Source organism: Pseudomonas sp. SDO5591_S426 (assembly GCF_054070755.1).
Genome location: NZ_JBSVXD010000052.1, coordinates 13,206 through 32,520 on the forward strand (window position 1 = coordinate 13,206; position 19,315 = coordinate 32,520).

Here is a 19,315-nt window from a genome sequence, read left to right on the forward strand (position 1 = left end):
TTCTCAGAGAATCAAGATCAAAAGATTGCAGCCTTCGGCAGCTCCTACAAGGTCCGTGGGGGTTCAAAGCCTGTCCAGCGCCTCCCCACTCCTCTTGAACCACCCCATCAAATAATCCGCCAACACCTGCGTGCGTTTTGGCAATCCACCCTGATACGGATGCACCAGGTACATCGGCATGCTCCGGGTCTGATAATCGCGCAGGAGCCAGCGTAAACGGCCGTCAGCCAATTCCGCCGGTAGCAAATAGGACGGCAGGCGCGCAATGCCGGCACCGGCCAGTGCAGCTTTTTTGAGCAGGCTGTAATGGTTACTGGCGAACGGTCCCGACACACGCACCCGCAGCAATTCATGTTGCTGGTGATACAGCCATTCTTCGCGGCCGCTGTAGTGGCTATTGAGCAAACATTGGTGCTCAGCCAGGGACTGCGGGGTCGAGGGCTCGCCATGTTGCTCAAGGTATGCCGGGCTGGCGCAGGTCAGCTCGTGCCAAGCCAACAGCGGCCGCGCAACCAGACGCTCGTCATTTCCGACGTCGGAGCGAACCGCCAGATCAAAGCCTTCGCGGGACAAGTCACGATAGTTGTTACTGAGATCGAGCTCGATCTGCACCTGCGGGTATTTCGCGGAGAATTCCAGCAACAGACCATCGAAAAAGGTTTCCCCGAGCGACACCGGAACCGTCATGCGCACCGGACCGACCATGTCGTCTTTCAACCGCGCCAGCGCCTGACGCGCCCGTTCGACTTGAACCACCAGTGCCTGGGCCTGTGGCAACAACGCCGCGCCCGCCGCCGTCAGGCTCAAGCGCCGTGTAGTGCGCTGCAACAGGACCACGGAAAACTGCGCTTCCAGCTGACTGATGCGCTTGGACAATTGCCCCTTGCTGCAACCGAGTTGCTGAGCGGCCAAGGTAAAGCTGCCCGCCTCGACCAGTACCGCAAACGCCGCCAGATCATCCATTTCGCTCATGGATTGTTTCCAATAGAAAACCAAAGGTTGCCTATTAGCACGCTTATCCACAGAAAAAACCACTCTAAACTGAAACCTCAATCAACCCACTTGAGGATCAGTACCCATGAAAATTCTTTTGATCGGCGCGGGCGGCACCATCGGATCGGCCGTCGACAAAGAACTGTCGCAACGTCACGAAATCATCCGCATCGGCCGCAACAGCGGTGATTTTCAGGTGGATATCAGCGACAGCGCTTCGATTCGCAAACTGTTCGAGCAGACCGGCAAGTTCGACGCACTGGTCTGCGCTGCGGGCAACGTGACCTTCGCACCGCTGGCCGAAATGACCGAAGAGAGTTTTGCCCTGGGCCTGAAGGACAAACTGATGGGTCAGGTCAACCTGGTGCTGATCGGCCGCGAGTTCGCCAATGACGGCGCGTCGTTCACCCTCACCACCGGCGTGCTCAGTCACGACCCGATTCGCAGCGGCGCCTCGGCAGCACTGGTCAACGGTGCGCTGGACAGCTTTGTCCGCGCCGCGGCCATCGAACTGCCGCGCGGCCTGCGAGTGAACTCGATCAGCCCCAACGTCCTGGTCGAAGCCATGGGCAAATACGCGCCGTACTTCCGTGGTTACAAACCGGTTCCTGCAGCGGATGTGGCGCTGGCCTACGCCAAAAGTGTCGAAGGCCTGCAAACGGGTCAGACCTTTCACATCTGAAGATCAAAAAGATCGCAGGCTGCGCCAGCTCCTACAGAGGTATGCGTGTTTCCAGTAGGAGCTGCCGAAGGCTGCGATCTTTCAGTATCCATACAAAGTGGAAACGATAACGGGTTGTGATGAACGGTCAGCCTGAGTAACGTGGCGGCACTTGTCAGGAGACCCCAAGATGCGTGTTGCCCGTTCCCTAGTCCTTGTTGCCCTGCTTCCGCTGTTCGCCGCCTGCCAGTTGCTGGATGGCTCGCGTGAAAGCGCCTCCCACGTTGGCCAGACCCGCATGCAAGGCCAGTTGACGGCGGCGGACGGCAAGCTGATGTTCCAGCCGTGCGGCGACCAGCGTCGTTATGTGGTCAACGACACGGGCGGCACCAGCGTGCTGCAACAGGCCGCGAGCCTGGCCGATGCCCAGGGCAAGCTGTTCGCCGATGTGCGCGGGCGGATCGTTGCCGGCAACGGCGACGGCCAGCTTGATCTGGAAACGCTGTACCGTGTCGAGCGCTCGGGCAATGCCTGTGAAGATCCCAACTTTAAGCTGCTGATCCTGCGCGCCGCCGGCCACGCCCCGGAGTGGAACGTGAAAGTCAGCGGCAAAGGCATGGTGATCGACCGCGCGGGCCAGCCGCCATTGGCCGTGCCCTACGTCGAAGAGCAACTGGGCGATGGTCGCTTCAACCTCAGCACCGAAGCCAACAATCAGCACATCGAACTGTGGGTCGCACCGCAGCGCTGCGTCGACAGCAGCACCGGCAGCATTCAGCACATGACAGCCGAACTGCGTATCGATGGCCAGGTGCAGCGCGGTTGCGGGTATTTCGGCGGATCGCGCGACGACTGATCGTTTAAGCCTCACGTGGCGGGGCCGTTGGAGCTTATAATCGCCGGCTTCAAACGCCCTGGCGCAGTTGTGCGCCCCGCGAACCGGATCCCGCCATGTTACGAATTACCGAACTCAAGTTGCCGATCGACCATCCCGAAGAAGACCTGCGCCCTGCCATCGTGCAGCGTCTGGGCATCGCCAGCGATGATTTGCTCGATTTCACCTTGTTCAAGCGCAGCTACGATGCGCGTAAAAAGTCCTCCGAACTGTGTTTCATCTACACCATCGACCTCGAAGTTCGCGATGAGGCGGCGGTGCTGCACAAGTTCGCCGATGACCGTAACGTCAACGTGGCACCGGATGTCAGCTACAAGGAAGTCGGCCAGGCACCGGCCGATCTGAGCGCTCGCCCGATCGTCGTCGGGTTCGGTCCGTGCGGGATTTTCGCCGGGTTGCTGCTCGCACAAATGGGCTTCAAGCCGATCATCCTCGAACGCGGCACCGAAGTGCGTCAGCGCACCAAAGACACCTGGGGCCTGTGGCGAAAAAGCGTGCTCAACCCCGAGTCCAACGTGCAGTTCGGCGAAGGCGGCGCGGGGACCTTCTCCGACGGCAAGCTCTACAGCCAGATCAAGGACCCGAAATTCATTGGCCGCAAAGTCCTGCACGAGTTCGTCAAGGCCGGCGCGCCGGAAGAAATCCTCTATGTCAGCAAACCGCACATCGGCACGTTCCGACTGACCGGTGTCGTGGAAAACATGCGTGAGCAGATTCGCGCCCTCGGCGGTGAAGTGCGCTTCCAGCAGCGCGTCACCGACGTACTGATCGAAGACGGCCAACTGGTCGGCGTCGAACTCAACGGCGGCGAGCAGATTCATTCGAAACACGTGATCCTGGCCCTCGGCCACAGCGCCCGCGACACCTTCCGCATGCTCCACGGTCGCGGCGTGTACATGGAGGCCAAACCGTTCTCGGTGGGTTTCCGTATCGAGCACCCGCAATCGCTGATCGACCGCGCGCGCCTGGGCAAGTACGCCGGCCACCCGAAACTCGGCGCCGCCGACTACAAACTGGTGCACCACGCCAAGAACGGCCGTTCGGTCTACAGCTTCTGCATGTGCCCGGGCGGTACCGTGGTGGCGGCGACTTCCGAGCCAAATCGTGTTGTGACCAACGGCATGAGCCAGTACTCGCGTAACGAACGTAACGCCAACTCCGGGATCGTCGTCGGGATTACCCCGGAAGTCGATTATCCGGGCGGCCCGCTGGCCGGCATCGAATTGCAGGAGCGCCTGGAGTCCCACGCCTTTGTGCTGGGCGGCAGCAACTACGAAGCCCCGGCGCAACTGGTTGGCGACTTCATCGCCGGCAAGCCGTCCACCCAGCTGGGCAGCGTCGAACCGTCCTACAAGCCGGGTGTCGCCTTGGGCGATCTGGCCTTGGCTTTGCCAGACTTCGCCATCGAAGCGATTCGCGAAGCATTGCCGGCGTTCGAGAAGCAGATCCGCGGTTACTCGTTGCACGACGCGGTGTTGACCGGGATCGAGACCCGTACCTCATCGCCATTGCGGATCACCCGCAACGAGTCGATGCAAAGCCTGAACGTGAAGGGCTTGTTCCCGGCCGGTGAAGGCGCGGGTTATGCGGGCGGGATTCTGTCGGCAGGTGTCGACGGGATTCGGATTGCCGAGGCTGTGGCGCGGGATATCCTCGGCCTGGAAGCCTGATCAACACTATCTGATACAACACAAAACCCTGTGGGAGCGGGCTTGCCCGCGATAGCGTTAGATCAGCCAACAAATTTGTTGGATGTGATGCCGCCATCGCGGGCAAGCCCGCACACAGGTTTACTCAGCGTCTATGAGTTCAGATATTGGCGCGCAAAATCGAAGCCGGTAGCGCCTCACCGCGCTCAACCGTCGCCCTCACCGCATCAATCAACCCGCTCAGCTCATACCCCTGTGCCTTGAGCCATTTTGGATCGTAATAGGTCGTGGCATAACGCTCGCCGCTGTCACACAGAATCGCCACCATCGACCCCGCCTCTCCCGCCGCTTTCATGTGCTGAGCCGCCATCAATGCGCCGATCAGATTGGTCCCGCTTGATCCGCCTACGTGCCGACCCAAGCGCTCAGCCAGGTAATGCATCGCCGCCAGCGACAACGCATCCGGCACCTTGACCATCGCGTCGATCACCTTGGGCAAAAACGACGCTTCCACCCGCGGCCGGCCAATGCCTTCAATGCGCGAACCATGGTCGAGACGCATGCTGGCATCGCCGGTCTGGTAGTAATCGAAAAACACCGAGCGCTCGGCATCGGCGCACAGCACTCGGGTGCCGTGTTGGCGATAACGCACGTAGCGGCCCAGCGTCGCAGTCGTGCCGCCGGTGCCGGGGCTGGAAATCAGCCAGCTCGGTTCCGGGTGCTGTTCGAAACGCATCTGCTGGAAGATCGACTCGGCGATGTTGTTGTTCGCCCGCCAGTCGGTCGCGCGCTCGGCGTAGGTGAATTGGTCGATGAAATGCCCGTCGTGCTCACGGGCCAGTCGCTCGGATTCGGCGTAGATCTGCGTCGGGTCGTCCACCAGGTGGCTTTGCCCGCCGTAAAAGGCGATTTGCGCGATCTTTTCCTTGGACGTGGTTGCCGGCATCACCGCAATGAACGGCAAGCCGAGCATGCGCGCGAAGTACGCTTCGGAAATCGCCGTCGAACCGCTGGACGCTTCAATGACCGGCGCTCCAGGTTTGAGCCAGCCGTTACACAACGCATAAAGAAACAGCGAACGCGCCAGCCGATGCTTGAGGCTGCCGGTGGGATGGCTGGATTCATCCTTGAAGTACAACTCGATGCCCGGAAAACCCGGCAGCGGCAATGGGATCAGATGGGTGTCGGCGCTGCGCTGGAAGTCGGCTTCGATGATCCGGATGGCTTCGCGGGACCACTGTCGGTTGTCGCTCATGATGGTTTTCTCGTTGAATCGGGCAGAGGTCGGCCTCTCGGTGCAAGGCTCAGCCTTAAAGCTTAGGAAAAAACCTACATCACGCACAGATACAGCTGAGGTCCAATACGCTTGGCAACTGCTAGGCTCAGGTCCGTAGCCTTGGATCGCTTGTAACGACATATAACAAAAAAGAATATAACTTTTGTTTTAACAACTAACAGCAATTGTTAGGGTGTAACACCCTTTGAATTCACAGATGGAGAGCGACCTTGCCTCTGCGTAGCACTTTCACGCGTTTCTTTCAGTTGGAAGCTGCCAGCGGTCTGTTACTGATCGCTGCGGCAGTTCTGGCTCTAATCATCAACAACTCGCCACTGTCGTGGCTGTACAACGGCCTGCTGGAAACCCCGGTGGTCGCCCAGGTCGGCGCCTTGCAGATCGCCAAGCCACTGCTGTTGTGGATCAACGACGGCCTGATGGCGATGTTCTTCCTGCTGATCGGGCTGGAAGTGAAACGTGAAGTTCTCGACGGACAACTGTCCAAGCCGTCACAGATTGTCCTGCCCGGTGCGGCGGCCATCGGCGGCATGGTCGTGCCGGCGCTGATCTACTGGTTCCTCAACCGCGATAACCCGGCGGCCCTGAGCGGTTGGGCAATCCCGACCGCCACCGACATCGCTTTCGCCCTTGGCGTGCTGGCACTGTTGGGCAAACGGGTTCCGGTGTCGCTGAAGCTGTTCCTGATGACCCTGGCGATCATCGACGACCTCGGCGCGATCATCATCATTGCGATCTTCTATTCCGGCGCACTGTCGACCCTGTCCCTCGCGCTGGCCGCAGCTTGCATCGCGACGCTGATCGGTATGAACCGGCTCGGCGTGGTCAAGCTCGGGCCCTACATGATCATTGGTTTGATCCTGTGGGTCTGCGTACTCAAGAGCGGTGTGCACGCCACGCTGGCGGGTGTGACCCTGGCATTCTGCATTCCGTTGCGCACGAAAAACGCCGAGCCTTCGCCGCTGCTGACCCTCGAACATGCGCTGCACCCGTGGGTGGCCTACGGCATCCTGCCGCTGTTCGCCTTCGCCAACGCCGGCCTGTCCTTGAGCGGCGTCACCGTCGACAGCTTCACCCACGACGTACCGATGGGCATCGCGGTCGGCCTGTTGCTGGGCAAAGCCGTCGGTGTGTTCGGCCTGACCTGGCTGGCGGTAAAAATCGGCATCGCCGCCCTGCCCCAAGGCGCCAATTGGGGCCAGATCCTGGGCGTGGCGATTCTCTGCGGCATTGGTTTCACAATGAGCCTGTTCGTCGGCTCCCTGGCCTTCGAGCCGGGTGTCAGCGACTACGCCGGAATGGACCGCATGGGGATTCTGACTGGCTCGATTCTGGCTGCATTGATCGGTTATGCGGTGACTGCGATGGCAAGTCGCAAGAACACTGCCCTGCCCTCCTAAGAAACAGGGACAACTCCTAACGTCTTTCAAGACGCGTCCTACAGCCACGCTTTGTCCCGTTCGTTAACGTCGTGCAGCCCTTTCAGAGGGCTGCCGATGGATGAACGTACAAGAACAGTCAGTGAGAGGCAAAACGCCAAGCATGGTGATTAAAAATTACCCACTTCAACCGTCCCAAGTTAGGTTAGATTTTTTAAAGTGTAACGCCATCCATTCTGTGGATACGGCAGACCAGCACCGAGTCTAATGGCGTCTGACAGCTCTGCATTTGAGACCTGCTCATTTAATGCATTAATCGTAAATCTGACGTGGACGCTCTGACGATTTTCTAACGGATATTTCATAATCAATCGGTCTTGCTTGTCGACGACATCAACTGAACTTAAATTTTCACTCTTAGTGATTACATCAGCACGGGTGAATGTACTTTTGGCTTTAACTGCAGCATCTGAAGTACCAATTTTACGAGAAATACTTGTCGCCTGAGTCGGCACTTCCATCGGAGACAATTTGGCACCTCCGTCAGCCTGGAATATCGCTTTCGGAGAATTTGCGCTACTTAGGGGTGTCGAAACGGTATTCGCCGTTTTCTTCGATTTGCTGATGATACCCAACGCTCTAAGAAAGGGCTTTAGAAAATTCCAAACATGCCCCGTCCGGTCCTCACGGTTAAATGGATCTCCACCGCAGTAGCCATATGCATTTATCCCCCCTTTACCAAATGGACTCCAGCTGTCCGGGCTATTGAATCGCATCAATACCGGATTAAATGCTCGATAACCATTTCCTAACAAATAATGCCCAGTCACCGGATCCGGCCGTTCACCATTAAACCCGAGCAAGCTGAGTAAGCCGCCTTCCAAAGGGCGGTGACCATAAGGCGTGTAAACAAGCGAACTCGATCGACGTTCCGCATCAAGTACGCTCAATACCGAACGCTGTAGATCCGTGACCAGCAATGACGTTGCGACTGAAGCAGTCTGGCGCATTTGTTGGGCCAACAATTGATCCTCATGCTGAATAATCGTACGTTGCAACGCTGCTTCGATCTCGGTGGCCAAGCGATCTCGTGCGTAAAACCGTCGCGTGTTTCCCTTAACTGCCAGCGTGCACTCAGATAAACGATCCACTGGATCGTACCGATAGCGACTGAGCAACGTTTGATTTTGCCTATGCACAAGTAACCTCCTGGACGGATCCTCGAATCAGTCTCTTACTCTCATACATCCGACCGGTTCTAGCCACTATCAGAACTGATAGGTAGGGAGCCTCATGAGTACACCGTCAGCGACCACCACCCTGCCGTTCTGAGAATCGGAGACAACTCCTAACGTCTTTCAAGACGCGTCCTACAGCCACGCTTTGTCCCGTTCGTTAATGTCGTGCAGCCCTTTCAAGGGGCTGCCGATGGATGAACACACAAGGACAATCAGTGGCTGGCAACAAGGACATTCCCCGGGTTAAAAACCCGCCATCGGGTGACGGGCATCACGTCACCTATCGCTTCATGACGCCCAGCGAACTGGCTGAACGCGAAGCTCGGCAAATTGCCTACGAGGCCATGCTCGCCAGGCAAGACGACTACATGCGCAAGCTCCAGGTTACCGAGGCCGAACAGAAACCTGTTCAAGTCGGATGCGTATTCGCCAAATCCTGCAAGCTGCCCGACGCGGTCATCAATTACACCAATCCCTCGGGAATGGTGCCGACCGATAGCCTGAAGGACTACGGCGAGATCGTCTGGCTCGGGGCTCGCGAGGCAGACGATGGCGGTTTGCTGAACCTGGAAACGATCAGTGGGAGCACCGTTGCTCTTGGCATCGGCCAACTGGCGCTACGCATTCCCTCTCTTGTCGTCCCGGCAATAGGTGCCGTCGGGCCTGCCGCGTCTGCTGCTCTTGGCGGTCTGGTCGCGATTTTCTGGACGCCCAGCCTCGGCGACAGCGCCCTCTACACCGAAGACCAACTCCGCGCCCTCAAACAGGCCCGCACCCGCGTTCGCCTCAGCGTTGAACAACAAACCGACGGCAGCCTCAAGGGTTACGGCTTCTACACCGGCAAGAATCGCGATTGGGAAATGGTCGATGTCGTGCAGATCGCTTTGCGAGACAGCCAATACGTCGCCGATCTCGGCGACAGCATCGAACTGATCTGGACCCCAGCCGAAGACGGCTCCGACATCCGTGGCATCCCCGCGCTGGAAGCGGCGCCACAAGCCCCGCACATTTGGGTTTACCCGCCGACGAAACAGGCGGACGGAATCATCGTCAACCCGGTTTATCCGCCTGAGTACAAGGATTTCATTCTTGTGTTTCCGGTGGGGTCGTTAGTGAAGCCGGTGTACATCGTAATGAGCATGCCGGGGGATCATAAGTACTACGATGATCCGGAAACACTTCCAGCTTTCCCTGACGTCACCCGAGTGAAATCGAAAGCTTCCGTTCAGGGCGGAGGTAAAAGACGAGCTCGCTGGGTCGACCGCAAAGGACGGATATACGAGTGGGACTCCAAAAGTGGCGCAGTCGAGATGTACGATAAATTAGGAATACATCTGGGCGAATTCAATCATTTAACGGGAGAGCGAACAAAGGACGCTAAGCCAGGAAGGAAGACTCCAAAGTGACCCTAGAGAGAAATAACATGCGCTACCTTTCCATTACCGGTTTTTACCCTGATGAGAAGCATGACGACACATTGCAGTTCGAACTAGCTATCAAAGACTACAAAGTAAACCAGGCTCTGGCTCAATTAACCGAATCAAAGCCCCTTGAAGACTTGGAGCCCGGTGAACTGGAACTGACTCAATATCAGGTCCGACAGATTGCAGATTTACTCAAAACCGATTTCCCGGCTGGGCTGGAATACTTCATCGGTACGCGCGCTAGCACCTAAGTAAAACTTCACAAAAAAACCCCGACCAGCTACCTGATCGGGGTTTTCTTTTACCCAAATTCCCGCTTAATGCGTAACGCGACTGGTGCCATCAACCGTAGCAATCCGTACACGCTCGCCAACACGGAACACTTCGTTTTCCTGAACCTGTTGCACGTAGGCGCGCATGCTGCCGTCGTCTTCGCGGACGGTGATTTCCACGCCCTGGGTACGGGTCAGGCCTTCTTCAGCTGCCGAGCCGACCAAGCCGCCAGCAACGGCGCCGATGACCGCAGCCACGATGCTGCCTTTACCGCCACCGATGGCGCTGCCGCCCACGCCACCCACCGCTGCACCGGCGAGGCCGCCGATCGGGGTTTTGGTGCCTTCGATTTTCACCGGGCGCAGTGCTTCGATGGTGCCCATGCGAACGGTCTGCACGCGACGCGCTTCGTCACGGGAGTAGGAGTCACCGGTCAGGCTCGATTGGCAACCGGTGAGCAACATCGCCATCGTGGAAAAGGAAGCAACCAGCAGGACAGACTTACGCATAGCATCAACTCCAAAGGACAGGTATTCATTAAACTCCGCAGCTTGACGCCTGTCACGGCATCGCCCGGATAAAAATGATTTCATTCAGTTCCAGTACAGGCCCCGCGCGCGAACTCACCACACATTAGCGGCAAATTCGGCAATCTGCGCCGCTGGCCGAGGATTTTCATGGATTACTTTATCATCGTCGTCACTACCGTTGCCGGTCTGTACTTCCACTGGTGGTTGTACGTACGGATCAAACGCTGGATGGACCGCGACCTGGCGCTGGCGTTGGCTGGCGACGACGAACGCAAAAAAGCGTTCATGCTCCAGCAACTGGCGAACTCTCAAGCGCAGAAGATCAAGCGTCGAGACCTGCCGCAATGGCTGGAGGCCGCTGCGGCAGGCTATCTCGAGCGGTAGACTGCTTAGGGTGCCAGACGTTCAAGAATCCAGTCGGAGCCCTGCAAACGATAGTTGAGGCGATCGTGCAGACGGCTCGATCGGCCCTGCCAGAACTCGATGCGCTCAGGCAGCAAACGATAACCACCCCAGTGTTCAGGGCAATGCGGCTGACTGTCGCTGAAACGTTGCTCGGTATCCTTGAGCAGCGCTTCCAGTTCGCCCCGATCGGCAATCACCCGGCTTTGCGGCGAAGCCCAGGCACCGAGGCGACTGCCCAGTGGACGAACCTGATAGTAAGCATCGGATTCTTCAGGCGTGACCTTCACCACCCGCCCTTCGATGCGCACCTGGCGCTCCAGGGTCGGCCAAAAGAATGTCATGGCCGCAAACGGGTTCACGGCGATGTGTTGGCCCTTGGCGCTGTCGTAATTGGTGAAGAAGGTGAAACCCTGCTCATCCAGCCCCTTGAGCAGCAGGATGCGGCAATGCGGTCGACCGTCCGGGTCGACCGTGGCCAAGGTCATGGCGTTCGCTTCCACCGGCGCCTGTTCGGTTTTCACCGCGTCGGCGAACCATTGGTGAAACAGCGCAAACGGCTCAGCCGGGGCTTGCGCCTCGGTCAGGCCATCACGGGTGTAGTCGCGGCGCATATCAGCCAGGGCCTTGGTCATGGCGCATTCCTTCTGGTTAACGAATCACTTCTTTGTGGTATCGGCGGCGGCGACTTTCTTGGTGTCGGCAGCGGCTTTGGCCGGTGCAGTCTTTTTCGCCGGAGTCGCGGTTTTAGCCGGGGCTTTCTTCGCTGGTGCTTTGGCAGCTTTCTTGGCTGGCGCTTTTTTCGCTACAGGTGCAGCCGCTTTCTTTGCATCGGCGGGTGCAGGCGTCACTGGCTTGGCAACCGGCTTGATGTCCTGCGCTGCGACCATGCGCACAGGTGCCGGGGCTGGCATGTTGTACTTGCTCAGCAACGCGACCATGGTGTTTTGTGGGGTCACCAGCAGTTCCACACGGCGGTTCAACGCACGCCCTTCAACGCTGTCGTTGGCGGCGCGCGGGGCTTCACTGCCCATACCGCGCAGCATCAGACGATCACGCTGCAAGCCGCTGAGACGGAAAATCGCTGCGACGGCCTGAGCACGTTCCTGGCTCAACTTGACGTTGGCCGGCGCGGCGCCCGAGGTATCGCTGTGACCCAGTACCAACACGGCAGTCTTTGGATCGACTTCAAGGATTTTCGCAACACGGGTGAACGGACCGAGGGTCACCGGCAACAGCATGGCCGGGCGATCAGGGTTGAACGACCCCTCGACCGGCGCGATCACCACCAACACGTTTTCACGGCGTTCGAGTTGCAGGTTGCTGTCCTTGATCGCTGTGCGCAGGCGCGGCTCGTAGTCGTCGAGCCAGGCCTGGGTGACTTTTGGATCCGGCATCGGCACGGCTTTGGCGGTGGTCTGCTCTTTGCCGCCGAACGGCCACCACCAACTTCCACCTGTTTGCGCGTCAGCCTTGGCGACTTCGACAGGCTCGGCCTGCGGCTTGATCTCCGGTTTTTTGTCGAGAACTTCCTCGGAACCGAACGGCCAGTACCACGGGTTGGAGCTTTCAGCCTTTGCCACCGGAGCAGTTACGGCGGGTTTCAAGGGTGCCGGAGCCGGTTCTTTGGCGGCGACTTTGTCGGACGAACCGAACGGCCACCAGCTGCCGCCGTCCGCATCATTTTTCGGATTCTGTGCGCAACCGGTAATAGCGAAGCACAGTGCCAAGGCGAGGGTTGGTTTGGTTGACATTGGATATCCACAAAAATGAGGTCATAAAAAATCAGGCCCGGTCGGCCCGCATAAACAGACGCTTTGAAACTGAAAAGGCTATCGGGTTCCTGACCTGGGACCCTCCAGCGGGATTTACAGACAAGTGGCCAGTACCCGCACAAGCTTTTGTGCGCGCGGATCCATCAAGACGTACGGCCCCAGTGTATTTGTCACAAAACCAAAAGCCACATCGTGCTCCGGGTCAGCAAAACCGATGGAACCACCTGCGCCCGGATGCCCGAACGCTCGCGGCCCCAGGCCGAATGTGGCGTTGGGCACATCCGGTTGATCGAGCATGCAACCCAGGCCGAAACGGGTCCGGGTCAGTAGAGTCTTGTCCTCGCCGAGGCTGTGCTCGCGGGTCAGTTCATCAAGCATCTCGCCTTCCAGCAGGCTGCCGTCCAGCAGGCCGGCATAGAACCCGGCCAGACTGCGAGCGTTGCCGTGGCCATTGGCCGCGGGTTGCTGCATGCGCCGCCATTCCGGCTTGTTGGTGCTGGTCAGCACTGACGGCGGATTGGTGAATGCGCGAGTGGTCATGGCGGTCGGTTCGCGCATGGTCACTTGCAGCAGACGCTGGGCCGCGGCGTCGCCGACGTTGCCCTTGCCGCGGGCGATGTGCGCCACACGATGAAACTCTTCATCTGCCAGGCCGACGTGGAAGTCCAGGCCCAACGGCTTGGCGACCCGCGCGACGATGGACTCACCCGGTCCGCGACCGTCAGCCCGGCGCAGCAACTCGCCGACCAACCAGCCGTAAGTGATGGCCGCATAGCCATGGCCTTCACCCGGCGTCCACCACGGGGCTTCGGCCGCCAGGGCGTCGACCATGGTTTGCCAGTCATAAAGGGCTTCGGGGGCCAGCAACTCGCGCAGTGCCGGCAGACCGGCTTGATGGCAAAGCAGTTGACGCAGGGTCACGGATTCTTTGCCGGCCGCCGCGAACTCCGGCCAATAGCGGGCCACCGGGGCGTCCAGTTGCAGCTTGCCTTCGGCAACCAGTTGCAGCGCGGTCACGGCGGTGAAGGTCTTGGTGCAGGAGAACAGGTTGGCGATGGTGTCGCTGTGCCAGGCCTCGGCGCCATCCCTGTCGGCGGTGCCGGACCAGAGGTCGAGCACGGTTTCGCCACCGATCTTGATGCACAACGCCGCGCCACGTTCCTGGGGATCGTCGAACAGCGCCGCGAATGCCTCACGCACTGCCTCGAACTTAAGCTCGTAATGACCCTGAATCTGCACCCGCAACTCCCCGGATAAACGCTCTACAAAGTGGCCCGCATTGTTCCAGCCCTTGAGGGTTTTGGGAACAGGGGCGGGCCGGGCGGTCAATTGAAGATCAAGATCAAAAGATCGCAGCCTGCGGCAGCTTCTACAATGACAATGCGTTCATCCTGTAGGAGCTGCCGCAGGCTGCGATCTTGGCGGCATCAGCTTTTAGTGGCCTTTACCGGAATGCCCACCTGCGCCCTTCCCCGGCCCTTTGCCGGCATCGGCTTCTCTGCCGCCCTCGGCGTCGTGGCTGGCCTTGTTCGCCTCGGCGGCGGCCTTCTCGGCTTCTTTGCTTAACTGATCGACGGCCGCCAGGTTGCTCTTGCGCACGCTGTCGACGAAACCCTGGAATGGCAGATCGGTGATACCCACAAGGCCGAAGTGGCCGTTTTCGCCATCCAGCAGACGCCCGGTCACTGGCTGGTCGAGGTATTGGAACCAGTGCACACCGACAATCGACGGTTCGCTCAGTGCCTGTTTGAGGAAGTTGGCGTAGGCCGGGCCACGGTCTTCTTCCTTCGCCACTTGCGTCACGCCGCCCCAGAATGGGCCGCGATCAGCGGAGCCGAAGTTGAACTCGGTGATCAGTACCGGCTTGTCGAGGCTGCGCAGTTTGGCGAAGTCGTAACCGTCCTGCGGCTGCAGGGTGTACAGGTTGAAACTCAACACGTCGCAATACTGGGCGCAGGATTCGACCGCTTCTGGCGTACTGACGGCAAAGCGGCCGCCCAGTAACAGCTGGTTCGGCGCATGCCACTTGAGCGAGTCGGAGATGGTCTTGAAGTAAGTGTCGGCGAAGACCTTCTGGAAGTATTTGAAGTCCGCTTCGATTTCCGGATGTTCCGCGCTTGGCAGCGGCGGCACAAAACCCGGATCTTCCATCAATTCCCAGGCTGGCAGATCAATACCCCAGGCTTTGGAAAGGCCCGCCTGATTGCGGTACTTGTCGCGCAGTTGCTTGAGGAAGGCACGCTTGGCCGGCACGTCGGTGGTCATTTTCAAAGTGCCGTAAGCCAGGGCGTAGCGGGCTTTCGGGTCATCGCCCGGACCGGCCCAGGCCAGTTCGTTGTCGGCGTAGTAACCGATCAGCCATGGATCGTCGCGATGATCACGGGCGGCGATGGCCACGGCACGTTCGGTGGCCATGGCGAAACGTGGATCGAACGGGTCGGGCATGCCGCCCCACCAGTCGCTGCCGGTGCTGATGCTGGCGTAATCGCCGACGATCGACAGCGGCAAGGTGTACGGCACGCGGTCAGCGTTGGCCAAGGCCGGCGCACTCCAGTTACCGACAGTGTTGAAGCCCCAGGCTTGCAGGCGATCGAGGGTGTGGCTGGCCCAGCGTCTTTCGTCGAATGCGGTTTTGCAGGGTTCAGTGGGTGCCGGCTCGGCCGCTTTGGCTGCGGTCGCGTCGACGGCATCGGTTTTGGCCGCTTCGGCAATACCGGATTCAGCGCTCGAAGGCGCAACCGGTTGCTCGGCGGCTTTTTCTGCCGTGGCTTCTACCGCGTCAGCCTTGGCCGCTGCGGCGACTCCGGCCTTGGTATCGCTGCCCAGTGCGCAAGGGTCGCCGTACAGGCGTTGCAGGTTGGCGCCATAGAAGTCATACCAGCGCCCGAAATTGAAGCCCCGACCCTGATCAACGCCGTTGCCGCCACGGTTGTCGCCTTCGCCGTAGTGACTGGCCAAAGGCTCGTCCGCTTTAGGCAGGGATTCGAACATCGACTCGCGACCGACAATGTACGTCTGGTTGACGTCCGCCGTTACGGTGTTGACCCCCAGCGAATAGAACGGATGCCCTTCTGGCGTCACCAGATACCAGCGACCGTCGCGCTTCTCGGTGCGGAAAAAGCCGCTGGCCTTGAAGGCCGGGCCTTTGCTCCAGCCGCCAAATTTGTCCAGCGACGATTTTTCGCGCTCGGCCAGCCAGGTTTTCAGCTGTTGCTGTTCCTTGGCGGCGGCGCTTTTCAGCTGTTCATCGCTACTGACTTTTTCCGGCCATTTGGCCCGGGTCGATTGACCGTACGCGTCCACCAGCCCGCCATACACGGCTTGGGTGACGGACTCGCTATCCTGAACGCCAAAGCGTTCCAGCAAGATGCTCTGGGCGACTTTCGGTTGGTCCATGGACACGCTCACCGACACCACTTGGCTGCGATCCAGTTCACCGGCGCTGCTGGTCAGCAGGATGCGTTGACCGTCGACGGTCATTGGCATCGGTGGCCCGGCCTTCATGCCCTGGCTCAGCGGCGTCGTCGGTTGTAATGGCACCAACAGGGTTTGCGCCGGGCCGGCCGGGAGATCGACACGGCTGACCAGCGTCTTGCCATCGTTGCTCTGGATGGTCACGTACAGCGTCACGGCCCAGTCCATGGCGCTTTGGATCCGCAAGCTCATGACGCCCGATTGCGACCAGTCCCAGGCTCCGGTCTGCGGCGTCAGGCGCAGGGTCGGCTTGGCAACCGGGTTGAACGTCACCCGGCGCAGCACTTCACCTTCGGCGGTTTGTTCGGCGTTGGATTGCGGCAGGCTGGCGTCCTGAGTCGCCACCTGGACCACATCGGCGGGGCGCACAAAGTTGAACAGCGTCTGCTGCCCGGCGGGAGCGGCCAGCAAAGGCGTTGCGAACAACAGGGCAAAAACGGCAGGCAACGAACGGCGAATCATGAGAACGAAATTCTCCCTAACGACCTTCAATGGGCCAGTGGAAAAGCGATGGCTGAAAGATAGACAACGCGGCGGGCAAAACTGCCCACCGGTGTTTCAGGAAATTTCACGTCGGAAAGGAGGCAACGCATTGAGGATCGCTTTGCCATAGCGCTGGGTGACCAGGCGCCGGTCGAGCAAAGTGATGGTGCCGCGGTCTTCTTCGGTACGCAGCAAGCGCCCGCAGGCCTGAACCAGTTTCAGCGAGGCGTCTGGAACGGAGATTTCCATGAACGGATTGCCGCCCCGGGCTTCGATCCATTCGGCCAGCGCCGCTTCGACCGGATCGTCGGGCACCGAGAACGGGATCTTGGCGATCACCACGTGCTCGCAATACGCGCCGGGCAAGTCGACCCCTTCGGCAAAACTCGCGAGGCCGAACAACACGCTCGAATCGCCGCCATCGACCCGCGCCTTGTGCTTGTTCAGGGTTTCCTGTTTCGACAGGTTGCCTTGAATGAACACTTGCTTGCGCCAGTCGCGGTCGAGACCGTCGAACACGTCCTGCATCTGTTTACGCGACGAGAACAGCACCAGCGTACCGCGCGAGCCTTCGACCAGTTCCGGCAGATCACGGATGATCGCCGCCGTGTGCGCCGCCGCATCACGCGGATCGGCGTTCAGGTTCGGCACCCGCAGCACACCGGCGTCGGCGTGATGGAACGGGCTCGGTACTACCGCGGTTACGGCTTTTTTCGGCAGGCCGGCACGCATGCGGAAGCGGTCGAAGGTGCCGAGGGCGGTCAACGTCGCCGAAGTGACCAGACAGCCATACGCCACGTTCCACAAATTGCGCCGGAGCATTTCCGCCGCAAGGATCGGGCTCGCGTTGACCTCGATGTCAAACAGCGAGCCGCTTTCGGCCAGAGTCAGCCAGCGCGCCATCGGCGGGTTGTCTTCAGGGTCTTCGACGGTGAAGGCGGTCCACAATTCCCAGTTGCCGGAGGAGCGCGACAGCAGGCTGCCGAACAGCGGATACCACTCTTCAGCCTGGTTGCTGGCGATACCGATGTTGACCTCGCCGTCCATGCCTTCCTTGAGCAGTTCGGTCAGGCGGGTGAACACGTCAGTCAGACGGGCGAAGCCTTTTTTCAGCTCGATGCCCATCTCGCGCATGTGCTCGGGAATCACCCCGCCGACGAAACGGTGACGCGGGCGCTCGCGGCCTTCGACGTCTTCACCGGGTTTGAAATCGGCGGCTTGCTCGCACGCGGTGAACATGAACTGCTGCTGCGTCTTGATCTCTCGCGCCAGCTCCGGCACCTGTTCGATCAGCTTGCCCAGGTCGCCCGGCAACGGGTGTTGGGCCAGCAGTTTGGTGAGGTTCTTGGCGGTGGTTTCCAGCCAGTCGGCGGTGGAGCGCAGGCGTGTGTAATGGGCGAAGTGGCCGATGGCCTTGTCCGGCAAGTGATGGCCTTCGTCGAACACGTAGATGGTGTCGCGCGGGTCCGGCAGCACGGCGCCGCCGCCCAGGGCCAGGTCGGCCAGGACCATGTCGTGGTTGGTGACGATCACGTCGACTTTGCCCATGCCTTCGCGAGCTTTATAGAAAGCGCACTGGCCGAAGTTCGGGCAATGGCGATTGGTGCACTGGCTGTGATCGGTGGTCAGGCGCGCCCAGTCGGCGTCTTCCAGGGCCGTGGACCAGCTATCGCGGTCACCATCCCATTTATTACCGGCCAGTTTTTCGATCATGCTGGTAAACAGCTTCTGACTGGCCTCATCGACCTCGATCTTGAAGCCTTCTTCTTCGAACAGCTGCGCGGTGGCGGTTTGTGCGTGGCCTTCCTGAAGCAACATGTCGAGCTTGGACAGGCACATGTAACGCCCGCGCCCCTTGGCCAGGGCAAAGCTGAAGTTCAGCCCGCTGTTGCGCATCAGGTCAGGCAAATCCTTGTAGACGATCTGCTCTTGCAGGGCGACGGTCGCGGTGGCGATCACCAGACGCTTGCCCGCAGCCTTGGCCGTCGGGATCGCTGCCAGGCTGTAGGCCACGGTTTTACCGGTACCGGTGCCGGCTTCCACCGCGACAATCGCGGGGTCGCCACTGCGCCGGCCTTCGTCGTCGGTGTCGATATCACCGAGGACTTTGGCAATTTCGGCGATCATCAGGCGTTGGCCGTAGCGCGGCTTGAGGCTCTTGGCTTCGAGAAAACGCGAATAGGCGCCCTGGATCGTGGTTTTGAGTTCAGTGCTGATCATGAATTTTCGGGCGCAAAAACGCTGGATAAATTTTCAGTAGTTCGGTTCGGCCGCTATCATACCCCGCTAATGAATCCCGCGCAGAACGGAGTACCCGAATGACCGCTTTTAGCCTTGTTTATAGCCTGCATGTCCTCGCCGCACTGGTCTGGGTCGGCGGCATGTTTTTCGCCTGGATGGTCTTGCGCCCCGCGGCGATCACAGCACTGGAGGGCCCTGCCCGATTGAAGCTGTGGGTAGAAGTGTTTCAAGGTTTTTTCCGCTGGGTCTGGGGTGCGGTCGTGCTGTTGCCGGTCAGTGGCGTGGTCATGCTGAACCTGAACTTCAGCGGTTTTGAACACGCGCCGCGCTATGTGCAGGTGATGATGGGCTTGTACGTGGTGATGACCGCACTGTTTATCCGGATTCAGGCGTTGATGCTGCCGGAACTGCGCACGGCTGTGGAAGCGCAGGATTGGCCGACCGGGGCGGCGGTGCTGGGGCGGATTCGGCGGTTGGTGGGGATTAATTTGCTGGTGGGTTTGGTGGTGGTGACGATTGCTGCGGTGCGTCCAGCGTTCTAGGCAATCCACTGTAGGAGCTGCCGCAGGCTGCGATCTTTTGATTTTGCCCCAAAAAACAAGAT

General features: G+C 59.7%; 17 protein-coding genes. 8 read left to right on the forward strand and 9 right to left on the reverse strand.

Annotated features, from left to right (window positions below; genetic code table 11):
* Positions 1–63 precede the first annotated feature (63 nt).
* A complete protein-coding gene (locus ACW9JC_RS13150; RefSeq protein WP_338585122.1) occupies positions 64–972 on the reverse strand; it encodes a LysR family transcriptional regulator in 909 nt (302 codons plus the stop codon).
* A gap of 106 nt (positions 973–1,078) precedes the next feature.
* On the opposite strand from ACW9JC_RS13150, the gene ACW9JC_RS13155 reads away from it, so the two are divergent.
* From ACW9JC_RS13155 to ACW9JC_RS13165, 3 genes are all read left to right on the forward strand, one after another.
* Positions 1,079–1,675, forward strand: coding sequence for a short chain dehydrogenase (locus tag ACW9JC_RS13155; RefSeq protein ID WP_457455267.1), 597 nt, complete (start codon positions 1,079–1,081; stop codon positions 1,673–1,675).
* A gap of 169 nt (positions 1,676–1,844) precedes the next feature.
* The gene (locus ACW9JC_RS13160; RefSeq protein ID WP_457455268.1) at positions 1,845–2,510 is read left to right on the forward strand and encodes a COG3650 family protein; all 666 of its coding nucleotides are present in this window, start codon (positions 1,845–1,847) and stop codon (positions 2,508–2,510) included.
* Between the two features lie 95 nt (positions 2,511–2,605).
* Positions 2,606–4,219: an NAD(P)/FAD-dependent oxidoreductase gene (locus ACW9JC_RS13165; RefSeq protein ID WP_457455269.1), complete on the forward strand. Its 1,614-nt coding sequence runs from the start codon at positions 2,606–2,608 to the stop codon at positions 4,217–4,219.
* A 139-nt stretch (positions 4,220–4,358) separates the two neighbouring features.
* Here the strand turns inward: ACW9JC_RS13165 and ACW9JC_RS13170 are convergent, their stop codons facing one another.
* A complete protein-coding gene (locus ACW9JC_RS13170; RefSeq protein WP_457455280.1) occupies positions 4,359–5,456 on the reverse strand; it encodes a PLP-dependent cysteine synthase family protein in 1,098 nt (365 codons plus the stop codon).
* 248 nt (positions 5,457–5,704) lie between these two features.
* On the opposite strand from ACW9JC_RS13170, the gene nhaA reads away from it, so the two are divergent.
* Positions 5,705–6,892: a Na+/H+ antiporter NhaA gene (gene nhaA / locus ACW9JC_RS13175; RefSeq protein ID WP_457455270.1), complete on the forward strand. Its 1,188-nt coding sequence runs from the start codon at positions 5,705–5,707 to the stop codon at positions 6,890–6,892.
* A 179-nt stretch (positions 6,893–7,071) separates the two neighbouring features.
* Here the strand turns inward: nhaA and ACW9JC_RS13180 are convergent, their stop codons facing one another.
* Entirely contained in the window at positions 7,072–7,953 is an 882-nt protein-coding gene (locus ACW9JC_RS13180; RefSeq protein ID WP_457455271.1) for an RHS repeat-associated core domain-containing protein, read from the reverse strand.
* Positions 7,954–8,324: 371 nt separating this feature from the next.
* Here ACW9JC_RS13180 and ACW9JC_RS13185 point away from each other — a divergent pair, with 371 nt between their 5' ends.
* A complete protein-coding gene (locus tag ACW9JC_RS13185; RefSeq protein ID WP_457455281.1) occupies positions 8,325–9,515 on the forward strand; it encodes a colicin E3/pyocin S6 family cytotoxin in 1,191 nt (396 codons plus the stop codon).
* Positions 9,516–9,532: 17 nt separating this feature from the next.
* Positions 9,533–9,784 carry a pyocin S6 family toxin immunity protein gene (locus tag ACW9JC_RS13190; RefSeq protein WP_457455272.1) on the forward strand — a complete coding sequence of 84 codons (252 nt, stop codon included), beginning with the start codon at positions 9,533–9,535 and terminating at the stop codon, positions 9,782–9,784.
* Between the two features lie 66 nt (positions 9,785–9,850).
* On the opposite strand, the gene ACW9JC_RS13195 is transcribed toward ACW9JC_RS13190, so the two are convergent.
* Positions 9,851–10,315 carry an outer membrane lipoprotein gene (locus tag ACW9JC_RS13195; RefSeq protein ID WP_095195383.1) on the reverse strand — a complete coding sequence of 155 codons (465 nt, stop codon included), beginning with the start codon at positions 10,313–10,315 and terminating at the stop codon, positions 9,851–9,853.
* A gap of 168 nt (positions 10,316–10,483) precedes the next feature.
* Between ACW9JC_RS13195 and ACW9JC_RS13200 the strand changes: the two genes are divergently transcribed.
* Positions 10,484–10,720: a hypothetical protein gene (locus tag ACW9JC_RS13200; RefSeq protein ID WP_457455273.1), complete on the forward strand. Its 237-nt coding sequence runs from the start codon at positions 10,484–10,486 to the stop codon at positions 10,718–10,720.
* Between the two features lie 5 nt (positions 10,721–10,725).
* Here ACW9JC_RS13200 and pdxH read toward each other — a convergent pair whose 3' ends face one another.
* The 5 genes from pdxH to dinG form a co-directional block, all read right to left on the reverse strand.
* Positions 10,726–11,373: a pyridoxamine 5'-phosphate oxidase gene (pdxH, locus tag ACW9JC_RS13205; protein ID WP_457455274.1), complete on the reverse strand. Its 648-nt coding sequence runs from the start codon at positions 11,371–11,373 to the stop codon at positions 10,726–10,728.
* A 24-nt stretch (positions 11,374–11,397) separates the two neighbouring features.
* Positions 11,398–12,492 (reverse strand): OmpA family protein, encoded by a 1,095-nt coding sequence (locus ACW9JC_RS13210; protein WP_457455275.1) that lies wholly within the window; start codon positions 12,490–12,492, stop codon positions 11,398–11,400.
* Positions 12,493–12,606: 114 nt separating this feature from the next.
* Positions 12,607–13,752: a serine hydrolase domain-containing protein gene (locus ACW9JC_RS13215; RefSeq protein WP_457455282.1), complete on the reverse strand. Its 1,146-nt coding sequence runs from the start codon at positions 13,750–13,752 to the stop codon at positions 12,607–12,609.
* A gap of 195 nt (positions 13,753–13,947) precedes the next feature.
* Positions 13,948–16,449, reverse strand: a complete 2,502-nt coding sequence (locus ACW9JC_RS13220; protein WP_457455276.1) for a beta-galactosidase — start codon at positions 16,447–16,449, stop codon at positions 13,948–13,950.
* Positions 16,450–16,545: 96 nt separating this feature from the next.
* Positions 16,546–18,690, reverse strand: coding sequence for an ATP-dependent DNA helicase DinG (dinG, locus tag ACW9JC_RS13225; protein WP_457455277.1), 2,145 nt, complete (start codon positions 18,688–18,690; stop codon positions 16,546–16,548).
* A 98-nt stretch (positions 18,691–18,788) separates the two neighbouring features.
* On the opposite strand from dinG, the gene ACW9JC_RS13230 reads away from it, so the two are divergent.
* Complete coding sequence (locus ACW9JC_RS13230; protein ID WP_457455278.1) at positions 18,789–19,253, forward strand: CopD family protein; 465 nt, start codon at positions 18,789–18,791, stop codon at positions 19,251–19,253.
* Positions 19,254–19,315 lie beyond the last annotated feature (62 nt).